Raw genomic sequence first — 18,976 nt, 5'->3', positions numbered from 1 at the left:
CGATGTCTGCAACGAAAAAGCAAGTGCCTTTTGGTCAAAAAGTCGCTTTTGGAATAGGAATGTTAGCCAATCAGATGTTTCCGGCTGTTCTTGGAATTTTTATGGTAGTCCTCGTTCAGGATCTTGGATTTCCAGGCTGGATGTGGGGAATTCTTTTCTTCCTGCCCAGAATATTTGATTCCATTACTGATCCAATAATGGGTTTTATCTCAGATAACACCAAATCCAAGTGGGGGCGTAGGCGGCAATACGTTTTTTTAGGAGCTATCATTATGGGAATTTCCTTTATCATCATGTGGCAGTTATACAGAGAGAATGGACTGAATTATAATTTCACCTATTTTCTGCTGTGGTCTTTTGCTTTTTACCTTGGACTGACGATTTTCAGCGTTCCTTACGTGGCCATGGGCTATGAAATGAGTACCGATTTTCATGAAAGAACCAATATCATGGCTGTGGCTCAATGGATAGGTCAATGGGCTTGGGTCATCGCACCATGGTTTTGGGTGATCATGTACGATCAGGACTGGTTTCCCAGCGCTGATGTTGCTACCAGAACTTTGGCCATTTGGGTCGGAATCATCTGCATGCTTTTCGCTATGGTGCCTGCTATTTTCATTAAAGATGAATCCACTCTCAACAAAGACTATGAACCGCTTAACTTGAAAAACATTGGCGGTAGTTTAAAAGAAATTTTTGATGGATTTAAGGAAGCATTTAAGTCGATTCCTTTCCGTAGACTTTGTTTGGCTACCTTTCTAATTTTTAATTCGTTTAATACCATTGCAAGTTTTTCTTTTTTCATCATCGTTTATTACTTATTTAGCGGAGATGCGGGTGCCGCAGGAATCTGGCCTACGCTTTTCGGAAGTGTGGGAGCACTGGCTACTACCTTTATCGTTATTCCCATTGTGGCTAAAATGTCTAAAATGATGGGTAAAAAGCGAGCATTTATCATATGTCAGAGTATTTCTATCATAGGATATTTACTTCTTTGGTTTCTTTTCGTACCTGGCAAACCATATATGTTTCTAATAGCACTTCCATTTTTCTCATTTGGAATCGGAAGCTTATTCACTTTAATGATGTCGATGACTGCTGATGTGATCGATCTCGACGAATTGAATACAGGAAAAAGAAGAGAGGGGATTTTTGGAGCCATCTATTGGTGGATGGTTAAATTTGGTTTTGCAATCGCAGGATTGCTTACCGGAGCATTTATGACCGTGGTTGGATTTGATCCAAGCTTGGCCACCCAGCCTGAAGGAGCCATTACTGGATTGAGACTTTTTTACTCAGGTTTTCCAATATTAGGGACATTGGTATCCATTGCCGTCATGTGGAATTATGGCGTAACAGAAGAGAAAGCCAATGAAATTCGTGCGCTACTGGATGCTCGCAATGCCAAGGAATCGGATCAGAAAGGGACGACTAGTTTAACCTAAAATTTAGAGATTTTTCTTAAGAATCCGAAGTACTCGATCCATGCCTTTTTTGAGTTCGCTATTGGATGTCAGATAATTGCTATTCATAAAACTGAAGACATAAACCTGACCACTATCACCTATTAAATATCCGCTCAAACTGTGATTGTTTCTTAAAGAACCAGTTTTTGCATGAATAAAAGGTTTTTCTGAAATATAAAGATTCCTGATGGTTCCACTTTCGCCTGAGGTAGGTAACAAAGTAAACAATCGCTTCTGATCCACCTTTTGATAAATCAATTTCAAAACATGGACCATATTAGCTGGAGTCGTTATATTGTACCTCGATAGACCGGAACCATCCACCCACTGATAATCATAAGGCATTTCATCGAATAAATTTTCATCAGCCCATTCGATGACTTTTCGGATATTCATGGTGTCAAATAATTCTGACCCACAATTCAAAAGCAATTGTTCTGCTACAAAATTATCACTCGGCTGCAGCAGCTGCATGTACAGACTATCAGCTGATATGGTCTTTAAAGTCTTGGCTTTGCTGATGTGATCAGGGTAGTCTATTACTTCTACTTCCCGCCCCAGATATCCACTTAACAATTGGGCCTGGATGTCGAATGAGGTCAGATAAGGCACAAATCGGTTAACCTTATATATGGTGTCCAATTTGTTCAAGTCGAAATAAAATAGATTGCTCCTCTCATCACGCATAATCGTACGACTTTGAGACTCAGGATTGGGCAACGTTAATGTCTTAAAATAGTTGGGAATAACTTCCAGATTAGAACTTTGGGTCGGTTTACTGAACCGGACCATGTTTCCATACATGGGAAATGCATGTTTATCTGCTTGATAGCCGTAATTCCAATCATCCCATGACCAACCAGAGCCATAATGAACATCGTGAAAATTGGAATTGGAAATAAAAATTTTCTTAGTACTGGAGCGTAGGAATGCTCCAATGAAATCATTGACTGTCCAATGTCCATTCAAAAACGAAGGATCACCTGTTCCCCAAATAATTAACGAATCAGGCGTTTCATAATACTTTAACCCGTTGATTCGATCAGGTAATACATTCAGGCTGGTATAGAATGTGAGTAATTTAGTATTTGAAGCCGGAGTAAAATATTGATCTGATTTTATGTCAATAATGCTTTGCTCCGAATCTATAGGTTTTACTAACAATCCAGTGTGTGAGTTCCTAAAAATAGAGTCCGAGTATATGATAGATTTGATTTCATCATCCCAGGACATCTCCGCTTCCGTTTTAACAATCTCCTTAGTAGATGTGCAGGCAATTAGACCAATGAAGAGAAGACTGAAACTATAAATTCTCAGAAACATATCTGTATTCTTTAAAAATTAATGAAATTAGAGTTTAAATATCAACTTATGAAGTATATTCTAATTTTCCTGCATTTGGTCATGCTGGTTGGTTGTGAAAGCGAAGAGGTCCAACAGGATTTTTGGGAAGTAGGTGATGTCACTAAAAGTGAGGATAGAATTGCATTGCTCTTGGATCAAGAGCCTGATATTCTCAATATTTATGTCAAGGGGGAAACGGATGGTGATTTTCAGATTATTGCCAATGGCAGGGGAGATAATGAAATTTTTCATTTCCAGGGAGGTGAAGTGGACACCGTTGTTTCAAGACACTGGAAATCTCCCATCTGTAAAACCATATATGTGCCTAAAACTATTTCCAGTGGCAAAGTCAGTATCAGCACATTGATCTATCCCAAAAAATAAAGTTGCTAGATTATTAAAATGAAAAAAATTGCCACCATTTCTATTATCAGTATCTTCTTACTTTCAGGAGTATGGTGGTGGACTCATTCGCATCAGGAGAAAATCGATTTCAATACTCAAGTACGTCCGATATTAAATAAAAATTGTTTGGCATGTCATGGTGGAGTGAAACAGCAAAGCGGGTTGAGCTTCCTATTCATCGAAGAGTCTTTCTCGCCGGCCAAATCAGGTAAGACGGCGATTGTCCCTGGAAACGTCCGCAAAAGTGAAATGATTCATCGGATTACTTCTGATGATCCGGAGATCATAATGCCACCGGACAAGCCTCCTCTGTCTGAAAAGGAAATCGAGACTTTAAAGCTGTGGGTTAGACAAGGTGCAAAATTTGATTCCCATTGGGCTTACAAGTCTCCTAAATTGGAATCCGAAAATGCCAGCATCGATTTTTTTGTGGAACGCAAATTAACGGAAGAGGGATTGAGTTTTTCTGAAAAAGCCTCCCGGTCTACATTACTTAGACGAGTCAGTCTTGATTTGACCGGGCTGCCCCCTACCTATGAAGAAGCACAAGCATTCCTAACTGATCAAAGTGACCTGGCATATGAGAAGTTGGTAGACAGATTGCTCCAATCGCCCCATTTTGGAGAAAAATGGGCGGCGATGTGGCTGGATCTGGCGAGGTACGCCGATTCACAAGGTTACCAAAAAGACTTGCTGAGGAAAGAAATTTGGCGCTACCGCGATTGGTTGATTCATGCATTCAATAACGACTTGCCGTTCGACCAATTTACCATTGAACAGCTGGCTGGCGACCTTCTGGAAGCTCCTACTGATGATCAAATCCTAGCCACAGCATTTCATAGAAATACCATGACCAATGACGAAGGAGGTACTGATGATGAAGAGTACAGAGTAGCAGCGGTAATTGACCGAGTCAACACTACTTTTGAAGTTTGGCAGGGAACAACCATCGCCTGCGTCCAATGTCACAGTCATCCTTACGACCCCATTCGACATCAGGAATACTATGAATTGTACGCATATTTCAATAACACTGCGGATGCCGATTTCTCATCAGACATCCCAAAAACACTTCTGTTTTCACCACCACAGAGAACTCATCGCGAGCAGTTGCAATTGGAACTTGAAGAAATTGGGGACAGTCTTTCCATAGAGTATCAGCAAAAAATGAAAGATTTTATTGCCGTACAACCCGGACAGGTGCAAATCATGAAGGAACTGCCTCCGGATAGTAGCAGAGTTACCAGAATCTTTGAAAGAGGAAATTGGCTAGCACATGGAGACACCGTATTTGCAGACACTCCTGACTTTCTACCAGCATCTCAATATGGCAGAGATCGACTTGGTCTGGCCAAATGGTTGGTCGATGGCAATAATCCACTTACTTCCAGGGTGATTGTCAATAGATTCTGGGAACAAATTTTTGGAAATGGCATCGTTTATACACTTGAAGACTTTGGAACACAAGGTCGGAAACCAACCCATCCCAAGTTGCTGGATTACCTGGCCATTAAGTTTCAGGACGACTATCAATGGAGCGTTAAAGACTTGCTCAAAGAAATAGTGATGTCACAAACCTATCAGCAATCATCTAAAATAACAGAAGAATTTTATAAAAAAGATCGATATAACTACCTTTTGGCAAGAGGTCCGAGGTATCGATTGTCTGCGGAGGCCATCAGAGATCAAGCTTTAACTATAAGCGGTTTGTTGAATCGTGATGTTTATGGCCCTAGTGTGATGCCACCTCAGCCAGACGGAGTGTGGAACGTCATCAGGCACGTTGGAAGTTGGCAAACCGATCAAGGCGGAGATCAGCATAGAAGGGGGATCTATACTTTTTGGCGCCGGGTAAGTCCATACCCATCCATGATGACTTTTGATGTGCCGAGCAGGGAAGTATGTGTATCTCGGAGAATTAGAACCAATACCCCACTGCAAGCTATGGTCACCTTGAATGATCCTGTGTTTGTAGAAGCAGCTGAGCACCTTGCTGTGCGGATGAGAGAAGAAGGTGGTGAAAAAATTGAAGATCAGATCAATTATGGCTATTTTTTAGCGCTGATGAAAGAACCAGATGAGATTAAGCATCACGAATTGGTGGATTTATATCACAAGACCAATGGTTCTATGGAGCTGGTTGCCAATGTTATATTGAATCTGGATGAAGTGATCATGATGCATTAAGCACTATGAAAGCAAGATAGAAGATGACAGTTGTGTACAAAATAAGTCAAGAGAATTGGCCATTTAATGGCTGCTATATCGAATATTATTGAACCCGTAGAATGACATTAAAGGAAGAATACAATCAAAGAATACATAGCTCGATGAAGCGAAGGGCATTTCTGAGATCTACTTCTCTGGGTTTGGGAGGCATTGCCTTATCCGGATTGCTCACTGGTTTCAAAGTCAATCCCTATCTTCCTAAAGCCAAAAGAGTCATTTTTCTACATATGGCCGGTGCACCATCCCAACTTGAGCTCTTTGACTATAAGCCGGCATTGCAAGAACTGGATGGAAAACCATGCCCTGATTCTCTGTTGAAAGGCAAGCGATTTGCATTCATCCAGGGTGTCCCCGACATGCTGGGACCACAATTCTCATTTAGCAGACATGGTCAGACCGGAACATGGGTCTCAGAATTGCTCCCACATTTTTCTAAAGTAGTGGATGATGTTTGTTTTCTCAAAGCGATGCATACAGACGAATTTAATCATGCACCGGCACAGTTATTCATGCATACCGGAGGACCCCGATTAGGAAGGCCTGCAATGGGGTCGTGGGTGACATATGGCTTGGGGAGTCTCAATCAAAATCTGCCGGGCTTTGTCGTTTTGGTATCAGGTGAATCTGCACCCAGTGGAGGTAAAAGTCTGTGGGGAAGTGGATTTCTTCCTTCCGAATATCAGGGTGTAGAATTGCGTTCCAAGGGTGACCCTGTGCTCTATGTGAACAATCCAGAAGGTGTAACCAGAGACCTGCGGAAGAAAACGATTGACGCCATTAACAATATCAATAGACAAGAGTATCAAGAAGCTGGCGATCCCGAAATATTGGCACGAATCAAACAATATGAACTGGCTTTCAAGATGCAGATGACGGTACCGGAAGCCACTGACATCGATTCTGAGCCAGAGTATATCCACAAACTATATGGAACGGAACCAGGAAAGGTAAGTTTTGCCAATAATTGTTTGTTGGCCAGAAGACTCGCTGAAAGAGATGTACGCTTCATTCAGTTGTATCACAGAGGATGGGATTCGCATGGCAGCAATGAATTTGAAAGTCTGCATGGTGGATTCTTAGAAAGAGTGAAGGAGGTTGACCAGGCCATGTCAGCGTTGGTGATAGATCTCAAGCAAAGAGGATTATTGGAAGATACCCTTGTGGTATGGGGAGGTGAATTTGGAAGAACACCCATGCAGGAAAACCGTGGAGGCGTTTCTAATAAATTTAAGGGCAGAGATCACCACGGTGAAGCCTTTACCATGTGGATGACAGGAGCGGGAATCAAAACCGGGATGACTTATGGAGAAACTGATGAGATCGGATATGCGGGTGTGAAAGATAGAATTCATATTCATGATTTGCAAGCCACCATATTACAACAGCTAGGCATTGATCATGAAAAACTTACTTATCATTTTCAAGGTAGAGATTTTCGTCTGACGGATGTGCACGGACATGTGGTGAAGGATATCATTACTTAATTGTTAATCATATCGGTTTCGGGATTGGCAGCGAGACGTTAGGGGATCATTTTGTGAATAGCATGTTATTTTCGAGCTTGAGGCCTAGCTCTAAGCAAGCTCAGACTGAATTCCGAATTTTTGAGTCGACTCGGACTGAAGTTCAATATCTCATTAAGGGGCGCAATAAAATATCAGGACTATTTTTGCAAAGTCTACCGTTTAATAGGTCTTCGTGGCTCGGATTGAAATCCTAAGATCTATGCGCAGGAGCTGGTTTCGCAAAACGAGATACACGTACTTACTGACGTACAAGGCCTCAATAAAATTCAGTCGGATTAATCACTTTTGAAGTTAGTATCAATCTGCACCGAGTCATGATTCTATTGATTCCGGAAAATAAGTCATCAACCGTTCTAAGTCATCTTCATTATCTATGGCCTTTTTAACATCCTTCTTCACTAACCGTAACTGGTTCATCACAATTTCCTTATAATGCTCATGTTTCATTTCGCTTGAAAGTAAATACTTCAAAGTCTCAATGATCTTTCGCATCACCGTAAAATCGTGTTTACAATAGGATCTGTATTCGGCAAAAGATTCATACATAATGGTCTCAAAATCCAGAGTGTTTACCTCCACTGCGTAATTTCCACTCTCAGACTTATGTACCTCATGATCACTCTTCCGCATTCTTAGCGCCAATAATTCAGTAATATAGTCAAGACTTACTATGGCCGTTCCGGGATCATTAATTCCTGGAGACATTGCTTTGACACCTACTTCAGTTATTTGCTTGATACCCAACACATAATTATCTGCTGCCTGGTGATTATTTGAAAAAACGATGTAATCGAAAATTTCGTCTTTTGTTTCATCGTCTAATTCTTTATCAAACATAATAATATCTACACCCGGGTAAATATATTGCCCCTGAAAGGGAAGCAGCTTCAGATTTACCTCTTCTTCTTCTATTTTCTTCATCACTCCTTGAAGATTAATACCTTGAAAATACCCTGCTTCATCTCTAGACATGCCCCTCCATTCCTTTCCATCTTTTAACTGGATACTCTCCGTATGAATATCAGCATCCAATTGTTCTTTAATCCGATCTCTGGCCTCATGGTAAACATCTCTAAGTATGTTGTCAATTTGAATGGCTGTACTCATGATATGAATGAAATAAACGAATAATCCGAGGCAAACCATTCCGAAAATGATGGACATTAAAACAGAGAAACCACTCGTAGTCGTTTCACCATCAGCAGGTATGATGCTAATCAAAACAATCACCATGAAAATGATGGTACCTAGAAACACACCCAAAACCACTTGATTTCTGGTATCTGATATCAGATCAGGAAGTAAGCGTGGTGAAAAATTGGCACTGGCCTGGCTCAAAAGCAACATCACCATCGAGAAACTAAATGATGTTAAAGAGATGATCCCACCGATAAATGCTGACAAAACGGTCCTGGCTGTATCTGCATTATCGATGACCAGCATTGGGTATTTTTCGTTCAAATGCTTATTGGCCTCACTATCAAAATAAATTAAAGATACCAATGCCAAAATAAAGAACGCAATAGAAATCACGGAAGGCAAAAAAGCGATACTCGAGATTAATCTAAAGTATACATTAAAAACAAAATTTCTAATCTTACGAAACATAATTTAAGGTATACAAATATTAAGCCTATACAATATTTACTACATTATTCCCCTCAAGAATAATATCTAACCCTCTCCTTTCAAATGAAGCATTAAATTTAGTTCAGCCAATGATACATTTCCTAGTCCTAGACTTGCATCACCTCTGACCACTAGTCCTGTATCAATCAATGAATTAATAGCTTCGTGCAAATGAAGATCTGTGCCATCAATATTTCCCAGCTTTAACCCGGCTTCTTGATCTCTTTCCATGCCAAATAATTCTTTCAAGTCTTTCATTTTTTGTGCAATAGAATACAATGATTGGCTTAGCACAATTTCTTCTTCCTTAGACAAAGTGCCAGCTTTAAATCGCTTTAAGCTTTGCTTTTCAAGTGTCAACCTTATAGTTTCAGCAATTATAACTAGCAATTGACCTACTGCATCTGATAATTCCTCCTTATTGTGACCTGGAATTATTTTTTTCATGATAGAACATTATTACTCAATAATTCCTTAATCGGTTGTGGCCCATTTAAATTGATTTCGAAATGATCTGCTAAATCTTTAGAACTTAAATCTTCGTATAGTTCGTTGATTTTTTCCTTTTCTATTAAAATCTGAAAAAACAGGATAGATCCCCGATGATTAATCACTCCCGTTTTATATATATAAGAAAGACTACGAATGAAATGATAAATATCGCTTGCCTCAGATTTTCTATCACTTAAGGTCTTCTCTTTCTTTGCCAGGTTGGCCAAATAGTTTTCAGCACTTAGGTGGGTTTGTTTATAGCCAAAATCTATTGAAACTGTCCATTCCTGTAGATGTTTACTAGCTATATTGTCTATTTTTAGGAGCTCGATAATATGTTTATTGACTTCCTTTGGTTTTGGAAGTTTCATAGAAACTTGTCCAAATTTGAAAGTGATCACTGTAGTGAGTTCAGATAATTTACAAAGTGCTATCCATGCGTCTTTAATAAACATATTGGTGATGTCTGAATAATCTTTGTGTCCGAACTGTTGGGAGACTTTTTGGATGATCAATAAATTTTGAGTGAGGTCATCTTTCACAAAAAGAAATCCAGGCATATTGAAGGACAACTCACTACTAAACATATATCCTACAAAATGGTAAGCTGTAAAAGTATCACTCATCTGTACCTGGGCGTATATGATCCGCTACATTTTCTTCATTAACTTTAACATCGTCATCAGGATCAAGGGCGATCTGTAATGTATCTCTGAGTAGTTGTCGTTCTTCTTGATTTTTTTTAGCCTTCGAGGATAAAAAGGGATCATTTCGCCACCAATCAATCCCAAGCTCCTCGGCTCTCTCTGTAGAAGCGATTAATAATCTCAATCTAATAGTAATCAATTCCACTCCCACAAGCTCTAGGGCAATATCACCTACAATAACAATTCCTTTATCAAGAATGCGCTCTAAAATATTTCCTATCCCATTTACTTCTGTATCACTAGCAGAATTTGTAACCTTTATTGACACTATCTATCGTTTTGATTTTTTGTTATCCTGGCTGTTAATAGTTCTTTTCTTTGATGAAACTCTTCTTTATCAATTTCACCTTTTTGATACCGCTTCTTAAGTATCTCGTATTCATTTAATATTGTTTTGGGGTCATAATGGATTCTCTCTGCTTCTTCAGCAACAACCTTTACTATTTTGACCAAGCCTGTTACAGGTGCCGATAATAATTTAAATAACATATTCTAATCTACAAATGAATAAATAGGCAGAGGGGCAACATATTCAAATTTAACCCCCAATTTATGGTTACCTGCATAGTGCCGAAGAAGCTCTTCTACTTTATCCATCTCTTCCCTGTGTATAAGGATAGAGAGATTACATAGGTCAAATCCTGTTACATCCCTACTGACAAAATCAAGTATTTTATTCTTTGACAATATCTTTATTAATTTTTCAGTATCTAACTTCCTTTTCTCTATAATAAGTGATTCCACCATTCTACCTTTTTTAATTTGATCCTCCTGACCATTTTCATCATCTTCAGGCAGTCTATTTTTGATAGAACCAATCAATTTTTCTTCTTCATATTCTCCTCTTATGATAGCCTCAACATATCCTTCATAATTTTTTAAAAGTCGATCTGCTTTTTCGAGATCAATGTCAATAGTGTCTTTCGATATGACTGTGCCGACTTTAACCGGAAGCACAAGCGCGTATTTAGCAAGTTTAATCATATTTTCATGAGAAGAGCTCATTACTTCTAATGGATCATCAATGTCAATACTATCATTGACTATGCCAATAATGTTAGCGTTTACGGAAGGAACAATGTCTAAGCTTGGTATTTGTTTTACCATTTCACTGTATGAAGAACTACATAGCCCAACTAGGAGTCTTTTTTCCTTTTTGCCTTTAGTCGTCATCTTTTTCGCTTGATCCTACAATTCTTTCTATTGCTTCATCTACAATTTCCTCTCCTACATTTTCTGACATCGAATCACCATCGTCATCTGACGATATAAAGTTAGCTAGGGTGGCACCATTAGACTTTTGACGTAAATCTAATCTGTCAACTGCTCTGGCATATCTTAAATAGGTATCTAAACTTGCTACAATTATCCTTGCATCAATAGTAAGCAATTCAATTCCAATTAAAGAAACTCTAACATATGCATCTATCACCAATCCCTTATCTAGAATTACTTCGATGACATCCTTTAAACTACCCGAAGAAGGTTCTTTTCTAATTACCTGTGTTGTTGCTGCACTCATCTTAATTTGTTATATAATATTCTTAAACAATATGCTATACCAACAACATAAAAACTGCGTACCATTAATTTTTTGAAAGATGTGGTTTTTTCTAATGAATCCACAGAATCCCCATCTTTCTTTTTACGGGTATCTTGCTCTTCGCTCGATTTTATAATCGTTACTAAAGGTCTATCATATGTCGATTTATAATCTAAATTCATTGAAATTCCTACAAAACGATATTGTGATTTGTTCGACCAAAAATCTTAAAAAAGTTATTGGAAGGTAATCAAGATTGTAATGGCATAATTGTTCGTAAAGGACAATTAAACTGCTTAACCTGACAGATTTTTACCGCTGAGCAAATTGATTTGTCATTAAATAAGAAAAAATAAATGACATTTAAATCTTGCTTTGAATTTATCAGTGTTTAAGAAAAATCCATTCCAAAATCAAAGTCAAGTGCATTATTGGAAATGGGAGCATCTCTGGTTTCTCCCTTATCCTGGCTATAGTATACCTGCTCCACCAGATTTTCAGGCAATTCATTCAGAAAATAGGATTCCACAGCTTCATCTTTGACCGTAAAAAAATCGTCCGTAGCTATTGAATTGGTTCTTCTTGTAATGTACAATTCATTCTTAGCTCTGGTCAAGGCTACATAAAGAACCCTCCTATCTTCTTCGACTTCATCTTTACTACCCAATGACCACGTCGATGGATAAACCTTCGGCGATACATTCAAGACAAAACAGGTATCTGCCTCCAGTCCCTTGGCGGAATGGACAGTGGAAATAATCACTGCATCATCACCTCCCGATTCCTTCATTTTAGATTTTTTCAATGTAGGAGAGTGATTGATTCGTGTGGAATTGTCTAAAAGACATTCTGTTATAAACTCCGTTAGACTATTATAGCTCTTTGCTAGTAGGGCCAAAACAGGAAAGTCCGGCTTCCGTTTTTTATCCCAATCGCTTATATATTTCATCGCCAGACGATGCTCCATATTTTTATAAGTCTCCTCTACGGCTTTTTCAAGTTGATCTAAGTGAGCATAAATCCCCTTCAAAGTTTCTAAAAGTTCAAATGGTAGTTTTTCAATTTCTTCCAGCCAATCCAGACATTCACGTATATCCTCTTTCTGTAACAGTTGTGAAATCAACCTGGCCGCCGTAATCTCTCCGATCCCTTCCCAAAAAGTCAGATAACGAACCCAAGCGATCTCATCCAGGTGATTATTGACCACACGAAAAGCAGCAAATACATCTTTGATATGAGCCGACTCCATAAAGCTCCTTCCTCCATATGTTACAAAAGGAATCTTCTTTTCAATAAAAACAGCCTGCAACGTCCGAGTATAGTTTTGGGACCTGGAAAGGATCAGATGGTCACTATAATACTTATCTTTTTCCGTGTAATTATGAATGATCTTTTCCGCTATAAAGTAACCTTCCTCCCAGTCATTGATCACATTGACCAGTTTTGGTTTTAACCCACCTAGATTATTGACCGCCTGTAGCTTTTTGTTGTATGCCAATGGGGATTGCTCTAACAACCAATTGCTCAGGTGTAAGATTTCATTGGTAGATCTGTAGTTTTCCTCTAGCTTATAGATTTTAGACTCAGGTACTCGATTTCCAAACTCATTGATATTTTTAAAGTCTGCACCTCTGAAGGAGTAAATGGATTGAGCATCATCTCCTACACAAAATATATTGCAAATTTCTAAGAATGGTTGGAGTAAATCCCATTGAAGCGGGTTAGTATCCTGCATTTCATCCACCAGGATGTGCTCATACTTCTTTCCAATAATATTCCTGGCTTTAGCATCCTTAGCCAATCTAACCGCTACTACCTGAAGCATATCATCATAATCCAAATACTTTCTCTCCCGCTTTTTTTCTTCATACCTTCTTAAAATCACTTCCAGCAAGGGCTTAATTACTTGGAGCTCTTCCTCCTGCTCTGCTTCAGGCTTACCATCTAAAAGCTTAAGCTTAATGGTAGTGGTTAAATTCTGCTTGGTATTTCTGGCATATGAATACAGGTCAACCAGCTTACGCGGTTTAATTCTCAATTCCTTGAAAGCATCTTTTTTATCACCACAGACCATTTTCATAATGCTGACCTGATCATCCTCGTCTATGACGGTGAACTTTTCAGTACCAAAAACTTTGGGATAACGGTAAAGCAAATGATTACACCAGGAATGAAAAGTGGATCCATTGACGCTTTTTTCAGACTGGTCAGAGATGGAAGATCTGATTCGAGTGACAATTTCACTTGCAGCTCTTTTAGTGAAAGTCAGAATCTGTATTTTTGACGGCTCAACTCCCTGATTAATGAGATAAATAGCCCTCGCAATGATCGTTCTGGTCTTTCCGGTTCCTGCTCCAGCAAGTACCAGAAGATGTTTTCCATCGTACTCTGCCGCTTTTTTTTGTCCGCTATTCAGTTCATTCATAAGTAGTTAACAAAGATACTTGTTTTCTGCTTATGTTTAGAAGTTGAAACTATTTATCGTCAAGAGCATTGTCAACCTTTTGCAATACCATACATTCTATCTCCCATTCGACCCTATTTCTGCGGATATCCAGTAATTCAGTGAGTTTAAAGCTGGACCTCTTTACTACATTCAACCCGATCTTCTCAAAGTATGACCAAATTTTCTCGACTGGGTACCAATTTTCCCAACCCCTAGCAGTCAAATAATTTAAGGGCGATATGATCATGATTCTGCCTTTGGGCTTCGTAATTCTCATTTTTTCGGCGATCAATTTGGAGGGTTGCCCTACCCTATCCCATAAAAAACAGGAAAAACAAAAGTCCACGCTTTCATCTTGTAGAGGCGTTACACATGCATCACTGAGTGCGAAGGTCAGATTGCTTAAATTCTTAGTCGCTAATTGGAGGACACTCATGCCATTTTGAAATGCTTTAAGTTCCACTGCATCCTGACTTGGATTTTTGAAAACATGATCAGCCATCTTCAGCATTTGATAACTGTAGTCAAAGCCCAGGAAGTGAGTCTCAGAAAATTCCGCAGCTAAATTTCCTACCAGGTATCCGGAACCACATCCCAATTCCACGATCACCTCGTCTGGCTTGAAAGTTTGGTACTGCCTAACTTTTTCCAGTACTCTCTGGCCGTAGTTTTCATGATAGAAGTTTCTGGTACTGCGTATGACATTGGGATTATAAACCTCATAACTATCGGCTTTTATTTCAGCTTCGGTTTTAGGATAATAGAGTGGGATATTTTTCCGATATCCTATAGGAGGGGGAAGAAAGAAAGGGATATGATCCAAAACAATTCAATTTTAGGTTAAGTTATTGGTTTTCATGTGAACTATGCGTGATTTATTGAGTTTGAATTTTTAATGGCTAAAAAAAGAGGTGTTTATTGGTTGAAGAGAGATTTTAGATTACTCGATAATCCAGCGCTATCAAGGTGCTTAAAGGAATGTGATGAAGTGATTGTTCTTTATATTATTGAGCCATCCTTTCATGAGGCGGAGGATATAGGACCCTTCCATTACTTTGCCATTCAAAATGCATTTAATGACTTACGTCGTCAATTTTTGATCTCGAATATATACATACATCATGCCGAGGGTACAGTCATTGCAATACTATCTGAGTTACAAAAAAAATGGAGTTTTAACAACATATACAGTCACGAAGAAATAGGTGTGGACTGGACTTATCAGAGGGATTTGGAAGTAGGTCAATGGTGCAGTGCAAATGAAATTGGGTGGATAGAAGAAATTCAAACAGGAGTATTCAGAAGGCTTAATAATAGAAATAAGAGAGCACGATTATGGAAGAAGTTTTACACCAATGAAATTTTGCCTCGTCCTTCTAATAAGATGCTCGAAAAGGTCATATCACCGAAAGAGACCTCAACCATCCTTAAGTCAAATGAAATGACATTTAAACCATCATATTTACCTCCTGATGAAGTATCAAAAAATCTTCAAACAGTGAGTGAAGGTGCTGCACATGAAACATTACAAAGTTTTCACGAAGTAAGAGGGATTGCATATAGTGGAGGCATCAGCTCCCCCTTAACTGCCTTTGATGCTGGAAGCAGGTTGTCGGTTCATCTGGCGTGGGGAACGATCAGCGGTCGATATGTTTATCAAAAAAATTTAGAAAAAAAACTTGCCCTGCAAAGCCAAAACCCTCCAGACCGAGGACTATGGATCAGATCTCTCAATGCTTTTCAGGCACGACTTCACTGGAGAGATCACTTTATCCAAAGGTTGGAGACAGAACCACAAATGGAATTCCAGGCCCTTAACACTGCCTACGAAGAAGTCGCATACAGCAATAATCCTTCACACATCAAAGCTTGGACCACTGGTTTTACCGGCTATCCTATGGTAGACGCATGTATCCGATGTCTGCTTTCTACAGGATTTGTCAATTTTAGAATGAGAGCCATGATCACTTCTTTCGCCTGCCATGTGCTTCATTTGGATTGGAAAGTTATCCATCCAGTGATGTCTAAAATGTACACTGATTATGAGCCAGGCATTCATATTTCACAACTTCAAATGCAGGCTGGTGTTGTCGGAATCAATACTATTAGAATATACAGCCCTACTAAACAGATTAAAGATCATGACCCTGAATGCCTTTTTGTAAAACAGTTCGTGCCAGAACTGCGAATATATACTCCAAGGCAGATTATCGGGCATGTGGATAAACCTCTTGATGGTTATACACCTCCTATTGTAGATTATTCAGAAAAATCAAAGGAAATGCGATCTATGCTGTGGACTATTAAGGGAAAAAAAGAGACCAAAGCATTGGCCGCGCAAGTGTATGAGAAACATGGGAGCAGGAAAGGCCCATCAAGAAAACGGAAAAGTAATAAACCATGAAAACATTATTGTGGCATAGAAATGATCTTCGATTGCTGGATAATGAGACATTAGTTCAAGCATCCGGTCCGCAAAATTTGGTTTTACCCTTATATATATTTGATCCCAATGAATATCGTTTTCTTAATCTGGGATTCAGGAAAATCGGTATCCATCGTTTTCGATATTTATCCCAAACGCTTAGCATATTAAGACAAAATTATATGGATTCCGGTGGAAACTGCATGATCAAAGTAGGTGACCCAAAGATCATCATTTCTGAATTGGTCGAAAAATTCGAAATTGAACAGGTTTTGGTGCAGAAAGAATTGGCTAGTGAGGAAATAATTGCAGAAAATCAAGTGGAAGAGGCACTTAATGAATGGCGTATACCGCTTCATCGTATATGGGGAAGAACACTATATCATATTGACGATATACCGTACGAAAAACAGACCATTCCCTTGACTTCTAAGACATTTCGAATCAATACCTCTAAATACACAGAACCCAGACCCATATTTTCCAGACCAGATCATATCCATTTTATTCAAGCAGGTGACTGGGGCAATCTACCTGATGCAATGGAAGTAGGATTTACAAAGGAGGAAATCAAGGAAGGAGTCCAAGAGATTTATCCTGCCGGTGAACAAGCTGCTCTCGAAAGACTCGAGTACTACACCTTTGAATCTGAACTTTTAACGACTTATAAGTGGACCAGAAATCGATCTTTAGGATTAGACTATAGTTCAAAATTTTCTCCCTTTCTGGCAGTAGGTGCTATTTCTCCACGCGTCATTTATTGGAAAATAAAAGAATATGAAGCGCAGATTAAAAAGAATATTTCCACCTGGTGGCTGGTCTTCGAATTGGTTTGGAGGGACTACTTTTGTTTCGCAGCCTGGCGCCACGGCAACGCTATGTTTCATGATGGGGGCATTAAAAAAAGAGATGTGGAGTGGAACAATGACCAAGATCTATTTAAAAGGTGGAAAGAGGGTAAAACTGGAATTCCTTTCCTGGATGCTCATTTGAAAGAGTTAAATCAAACTGGTTTTATGAGTAATCGCGGTAGAGTTAATGCCGCAAGTTTTTTGTCAAGAGATTACAAGGTGGATTGGAGATGGGGAGCTGCATGGTTTGAAAATAGACTAATTGACTACGATGTGTATTCGAATTGGATGAACTGGAACATGCAGGCTATGGAAATCTGGTATACTAATCCGGTGCATCAAGCTATGAAATATGATAAAAATGGTGAATACACTTTGAAGTGGAACCCCAAGCTTTCAGTGCTACCGGCCCCAACTTTTCATGCACCATGGAAATACAGTGCTGCGGAATTGAAAGATTATGGAATTGCAGACTATCAAAAACCAGTAGAAATTTATAAGAAGTGGTCCAGAGCGGTGAATAAAATCTGGGAAGGAAAAGAAAAGGTAGAATAACTAAAATCCTAAATCTCCGATTTTGTAACGTCGAAATAATCTTTTAAGGCATTTAGCATTTCTACTAATCTTATATAGAGGAGGTTGTACTAAAAAAGCTCCAGCTGATTGGGATCGTCTTTTGATTTGCGAATTTTTTTGTCATCAAAAACCGTTCTCCCACCATACAAGTGAGATTCTTTTCTTTCTTTTTCTATCCATTGTTCAAATTTGCTGGGATCAGGTACGATGATTTCTTCCAGTGCCTTCGACATAGCGTGCAATTTTTTAAACGCTTTTTGTTTATCCGTCAATCCGATTTTGGCTTTATCCACACTTTTATTAAGAAAGTCAATGGTTTCATCATACACTTTAAGTGGCACTGGAAAGGGGTGTCCATCCTTCCCTTCGTGAGCAAATGAAAATCTGGCTGGATCCTCAAATCTCGATGGTGTACCATGAATCACTTCACTAACCAAGACCATGGATTGTAGGGTTCTGGGACCCAGGCCTTTGGTCAATAACAATGATTCGAAATCTTTAATGTCAGATTCATGGGCAAGTGCAATGGTTGCGCCTAATCTTTTAAGATTAACATCTTTGGCTCTGACTTCGTGGTGCATAGGGAGTAATACCTTACGAATTTCTTTCATCATTCGTTCCGGATGCTCTGCAGCTATTTCCAGTAAACCTGTCTGTGTAGGTTGTGCATCGTGGTGTACCATGTTCAGAATAAGTCCCTGGTGATCTCCCATCACCTCAGCGTGTGGATCATTGATGAAAGACTGCAATGCCATTGAGTTCCAATGGTATCTTCTGGCCATTCCGCTATCATCATTCATGCCTTGTTGCACGACTGCCCAGTCACCATCCGCACTCACTATGAAATTATGTAAGTAAATATTGAATCCATCCTGAACTGCCGTACTATCTACCTTGGCCGTTAATCGACTGTGACGGCCCAACAATTGTCCATCAAGTCCGGTGCGCTCTCCCACGGCTAATAACTCCGTAGGTGTTTTTCTGGAATGCCTTCCTCTTCCTCCACACACGAATAGTCCCCATTCCCTTGACCTGGGCGTGACTGCCCTTTTTAATGCTCCCATCACAGACGTAGTTATCCCAGATGAGTGCCAATCCATCCCCAATACGGCACCAAAAGATTGAAACCAAAAAGGATCACTGATTCTCTTTAAAAATTCTGTCCTCCCATATTCTATTAAGATACTCTCTGTGATGGCACCACCAAGTGCTTGCATCCGATCCGCCAGCCATTGAGGAACGCGACCATAATGGAGAGGAAGATCTGCATGTCCGGTTTTACCCATGTAGAATTAGTTTGTATAACTAAAACGACAAATTCATGTCATTAGTTGTAG

At 39.3% G+C, this 18,976-nt stretch carries 17 protein-coding genes; 6 read left to right on the top strand and 11 right to left on the bottom strand.

What is annotated here, in order from left to right; translation table 11 throughout:
• The first annotated feature begins 2 nt into the window (after positions 1-2).
• Positions 3-1,445 (top strand): MFS transporter, encoded by a 1,443-nt coding sequence (locus L2567_RS15295; protein ID WP_235298674.1) that lies wholly within the window; start codon positions 3-5, stop codon positions 1,443-1,445.
• A 3-nt stretch (positions 1,446-1,448) separates the two neighbouring features.
• Here L2567_RS15295 and L2567_RS15290 read toward each other — a convergent pair whose 3' ends face one another.
• Entirely contained in the window at positions 1,449-2,789 is a 1,341-nt protein-coding gene (locus L2567_RS15290; protein ID WP_235298673.1) for a D-alanyl-D-alanine carboxypeptidase, read from the bottom strand.
• A gap of 48 nt (positions 2,790-2,837) precedes the next feature.
• Here L2567_RS15290 and L2567_RS15285 point away from each other — a divergent pair, with 48 nt between their 5' ends.
• From L2567_RS15285 to L2567_RS15275, 3 genes are all read left to right on the top strand, one after another.
• Positions 2,838-3,194 carry a hypothetical protein gene (locus L2567_RS15285; protein WP_235298672.1) on the top strand — a complete coding sequence of 119 codons (357 nt, stop codon included), beginning with the start codon at positions 2,838-2,840 and terminating at the stop codon, positions 3,192-3,194.
• A gap of 18 nt (positions 3,195-3,212) precedes the next feature.
• Entirely contained in the window at positions 3,213-5,402 is a 2,190-nt protein-coding gene (locus tag L2567_RS15280) for a PSD1 and planctomycete cytochrome C domain-containing protein (protein WP_235298671.1), read from the top strand.
• 101 nt (positions 5,403-5,503) lie between these two features.
• Positions 5,504-6,928 (top strand): DUF1501 domain-containing protein, encoded by a 1,425-nt coding sequence (locus L2567_RS15275; protein WP_406626709.1) that lies wholly within the window; start codon positions 5,504-5,506, stop codon positions 6,926-6,928.
• A gap of 354 nt (positions 6,929-7,282) precedes the next feature.
• Here the strand turns inward: L2567_RS15275 and L2567_RS15270 are convergent, their stop codons facing one another.
• The 9 genes from L2567_RS15270 to L2567_RS15230 all read right to left on the bottom strand — a co-directional run bounded on the left by L2567_RS15270 (position 7,283) and on the right by L2567_RS15230 (position 14,610).
• Positions 7,283-8,578 carry a DUF2254 domain-containing protein gene (locus tag L2567_RS15270; RefSeq protein ID WP_235298669.1) on the bottom strand — a complete coding sequence of 432 codons (1,296 nt, stop codon included), beginning with the start codon at positions 8,576-8,578 and terminating at the stop codon, positions 7,283-7,285.
• A gap of 66 nt (positions 8,579-8,644) precedes the next feature.
• Positions 8,645-9,046, bottom strand: coding sequence for a gas vesicle protein GvpK (gene gvpK, locus L2567_RS15265; protein WP_235298668.1), 402 nt, complete (start codon positions 9,044-9,046; stop codon positions 8,645-8,647).
• Positions 9,043-9,717 (bottom strand): hypothetical protein, encoded by a 675-nt coding sequence (locus L2567_RS15260; protein WP_235298667.1) that lies wholly within the window; start codon positions 9,715-9,717, stop codon positions 9,043-9,045. The genes gvpK and L2567_RS15260 overlap by 4 nt, the downstream gene beginning before the upstream one ends.
• Positions 9,710-10,066: a gas vesicle protein GvpJ gene (gene gvpJ / locus L2567_RS15255; protein ID WP_235298666.1), complete on the bottom strand. Its 357-nt coding sequence runs from the start codon at positions 10,064-10,066 to the stop codon at positions 9,710-9,712. The genes L2567_RS15260 and gvpJ (L2567_RS15255) overlap by 8 nt, the downstream gene beginning before the upstream one ends.
• Positions 10,066-10,287: a gas vesicle protein GvpG gene (locus L2567_RS15250; protein WP_235298665.1), complete on the bottom strand. Its 222-nt coding sequence runs from the start codon at positions 10,285-10,287 to the stop codon at positions 10,066-10,068. The genes gvpJ (L2567_RS15255) and L2567_RS15250 overlap by 1 nt, the downstream gene beginning before the upstream one ends.
• A 3-nt stretch (positions 10,288-10,290) precedes the next feature.
• Positions 10,291-10,905 carry a GvpL/GvpF family gas vesicle protein gene (locus tag L2567_RS15245; RefSeq protein WP_235298664.1) on the bottom strand — a complete coding sequence of 205 codons (615 nt, stop codon included), beginning with the start codon at positions 10,903-10,905 and terminating at the stop codon, positions 10,291-10,293.
• A 55-nt stretch (positions 10,906-10,960) separates the two neighbouring features.
• A complete protein-coding gene (gvpJ, locus tag L2567_RS15240) occupies positions 10,961-11,320 on the bottom strand; it encodes a gas vesicle protein GvpJ (RefSeq protein ID WP_235298663.1) in 360 nt (119 codons plus the stop codon).
• Positions 11,321-11,732: 412 nt separating this feature from the next.
• Positions 11,733-13,766 (bottom strand): ATP-dependent helicase, encoded by a 2,034-nt coding sequence (locus tag L2567_RS15235; protein WP_235298662.1) that lies wholly within the window; start codon positions 13,764-13,766, stop codon positions 11,733-11,735.
• A gap of 49 nt (positions 13,767-13,815) precedes the next feature.
• The gene (locus L2567_RS15230) at positions 13,816-14,610 is read right to left on the bottom strand and encodes a class I SAM-dependent methyltransferase (protein ID WP_235298661.1); all 795 of its coding nucleotides are present in this window, start codon (positions 14,608-14,610) and stop codon (positions 13,816-13,818) included.
• 72 nt (positions 14,611-14,682) lie between these two features.
• Between L2567_RS15230 and L2567_RS15225 the strand changes: the two genes are divergently transcribed.
• Entirely contained in the window at positions 14,683-16,191 is a 1,509-nt protein-coding gene (locus tag L2567_RS15225) for a cryptochrome/deoxyribodipyrimidine photo-lyase family protein (RefSeq protein WP_235298660.1), read from the top strand.
• Positions 16,188-17,618: a DASH family cryptochrome gene (locus tag L2567_RS15220; protein ID WP_235298659.1), complete on the top strand. Its 1,431-nt coding sequence runs from the start codon at positions 16,188-16,190 to the stop codon at positions 17,616-17,618. Before L2567_RS15225 ends, L2567_RS15220 begins: the two co-directional genes overlap by 4 nt.
• Before the next feature lie 89 nt (positions 17,619-17,707).
• Here L2567_RS15220 and L2567_RS15215 read toward each other — a convergent pair whose 3' ends face one another.
• Positions 17,708-18,925: a DUF763 domain-containing protein gene (locus tag L2567_RS15215; RefSeq protein ID WP_235298658.1), complete on the bottom strand. Its 1,218-nt coding sequence runs from the start codon at positions 18,923-18,925 to the stop codon at positions 17,708-17,710.
• Between the last annotated feature and the right edge of the window lie 51 nt (positions 18,926-18,976).

Source organism: Portibacter marinus (genome assembly GCF_021533195.1).
GTDB classification, from domain to species: Bacteria; Bacteroidota; Bacteroidia; order Chitinophagales; family Saprospiraceae; genus Portibacter; species Portibacter marinus.
This window is presented reverse-complemented; position numbering and strand designations above follow the sequence as displayed.

What these genes read in the sequence shown, in the direction of transcription:
- L2567_RS15295 (WP_235298674.1), top strand. Translation starts at nt 3, where the DNA reads ATGTCTGCAACGAAAAAGCAAGTGCCTTTTGGTCAAAAAGTCGCTTTT.
- L2567_RS15290 (WP_235298673.1), bottom strand. Translation starts at nt 2,789, where the DNA reads ATGTTTCTGAGAATTTATAGTTTCAGTCTTCTCTTCATTGGTCTAATT.
- L2567_RS15285 (WP_235298672.1), top strand. Translation starts at nt 2,838, where the DNA reads ATGAAGTATATTCTAATTTTCCTGCATTTGGTCATGCTGGTTGGTTGT.
- L2567_RS15280 (WP_235298671.1), top strand. Translation starts at nt 3,213, where the DNA reads ATGAAAAAAATTGCCACCATTTCTATTATCAGTATCTTCTTACTTTCA.
- L2567_RS15275 (WP_406626709.1), top strand. Translation starts at nt 5,504, where the DNA reads ATGACATTAAAGGAAGAATACAATCAAAGAATACATAGCTCGATGAAG.
- L2567_RS15270 (WP_235298669.1), bottom strand. Translation starts at nt 8,578, where the DNA reads ATGTTTCGTAAGATTAGAAATTTTGTTTTTAATGTATACTTTAGATTA.
- gvpK (WP_235298668.1), bottom strand. Translation starts at nt 9,046, where the DNA reads ATGAAAAAAATAATTCCAGGTCACAATAAGGAGGAATTATCAGATGCA.
- L2567_RS15260 (WP_235298667.1), bottom strand. Translation starts at nt 9,717, where the DNA reads ATGAGTGATACTTTTACAGCTTACCATTTTGTAGGATATATGTTTAGT.
- L2567_RS15250 (WP_235298665.1), bottom strand. Translation starts at nt 10,287, where the DNA reads ATGTTATTTAAATTATTATCGGCACCTGTAACAGGCTTGGTCAAAATA.
- L2567_RS15245 (WP_235298664.1), bottom strand. Translation starts at nt 10,905, where the DNA reads ATGGTAAAACAAATACCAAGCTTAGACATTGTTCCTTCCGTAAACGCT.
- gvpJ (WP_235298663.1), bottom strand. Translation starts at nt 11,320, where the DNA reads ATGAGTGCAGCAACAACACAGGTAATTAGAAAAGAACCTTCTTCGGGT.
- L2567_RS15235 (WP_235298662.1), bottom strand. Translation starts at nt 13,766, where the DNA reads ATGAATGAACTGAATAGCGGACAAAAAAAAGCGGCAGAGTACGATGGA.
- L2567_RS15225 (WP_235298660.1), top strand. Translation starts at nt 14,683, where the DNA reads ATGGCTAAAAAAAGAGGTGTTTATTGGTTGAAGAGAGATTTTAGATTA.
- L2567_RS15220 (WP_235298659.1), top strand. Translation starts at nt 16,188, where the DNA reads ATGAAAACATTATTGTGGCATAGAAATGATCTTCGATTGCTGGATAAT.
- L2567_RS15215 (WP_235298658.1), bottom strand. Translation starts at nt 18,925, where the DNA reads ATGGGTAAAACCGGACATGCAGATCTTCCTCTCCATTATGGTCGCGTT.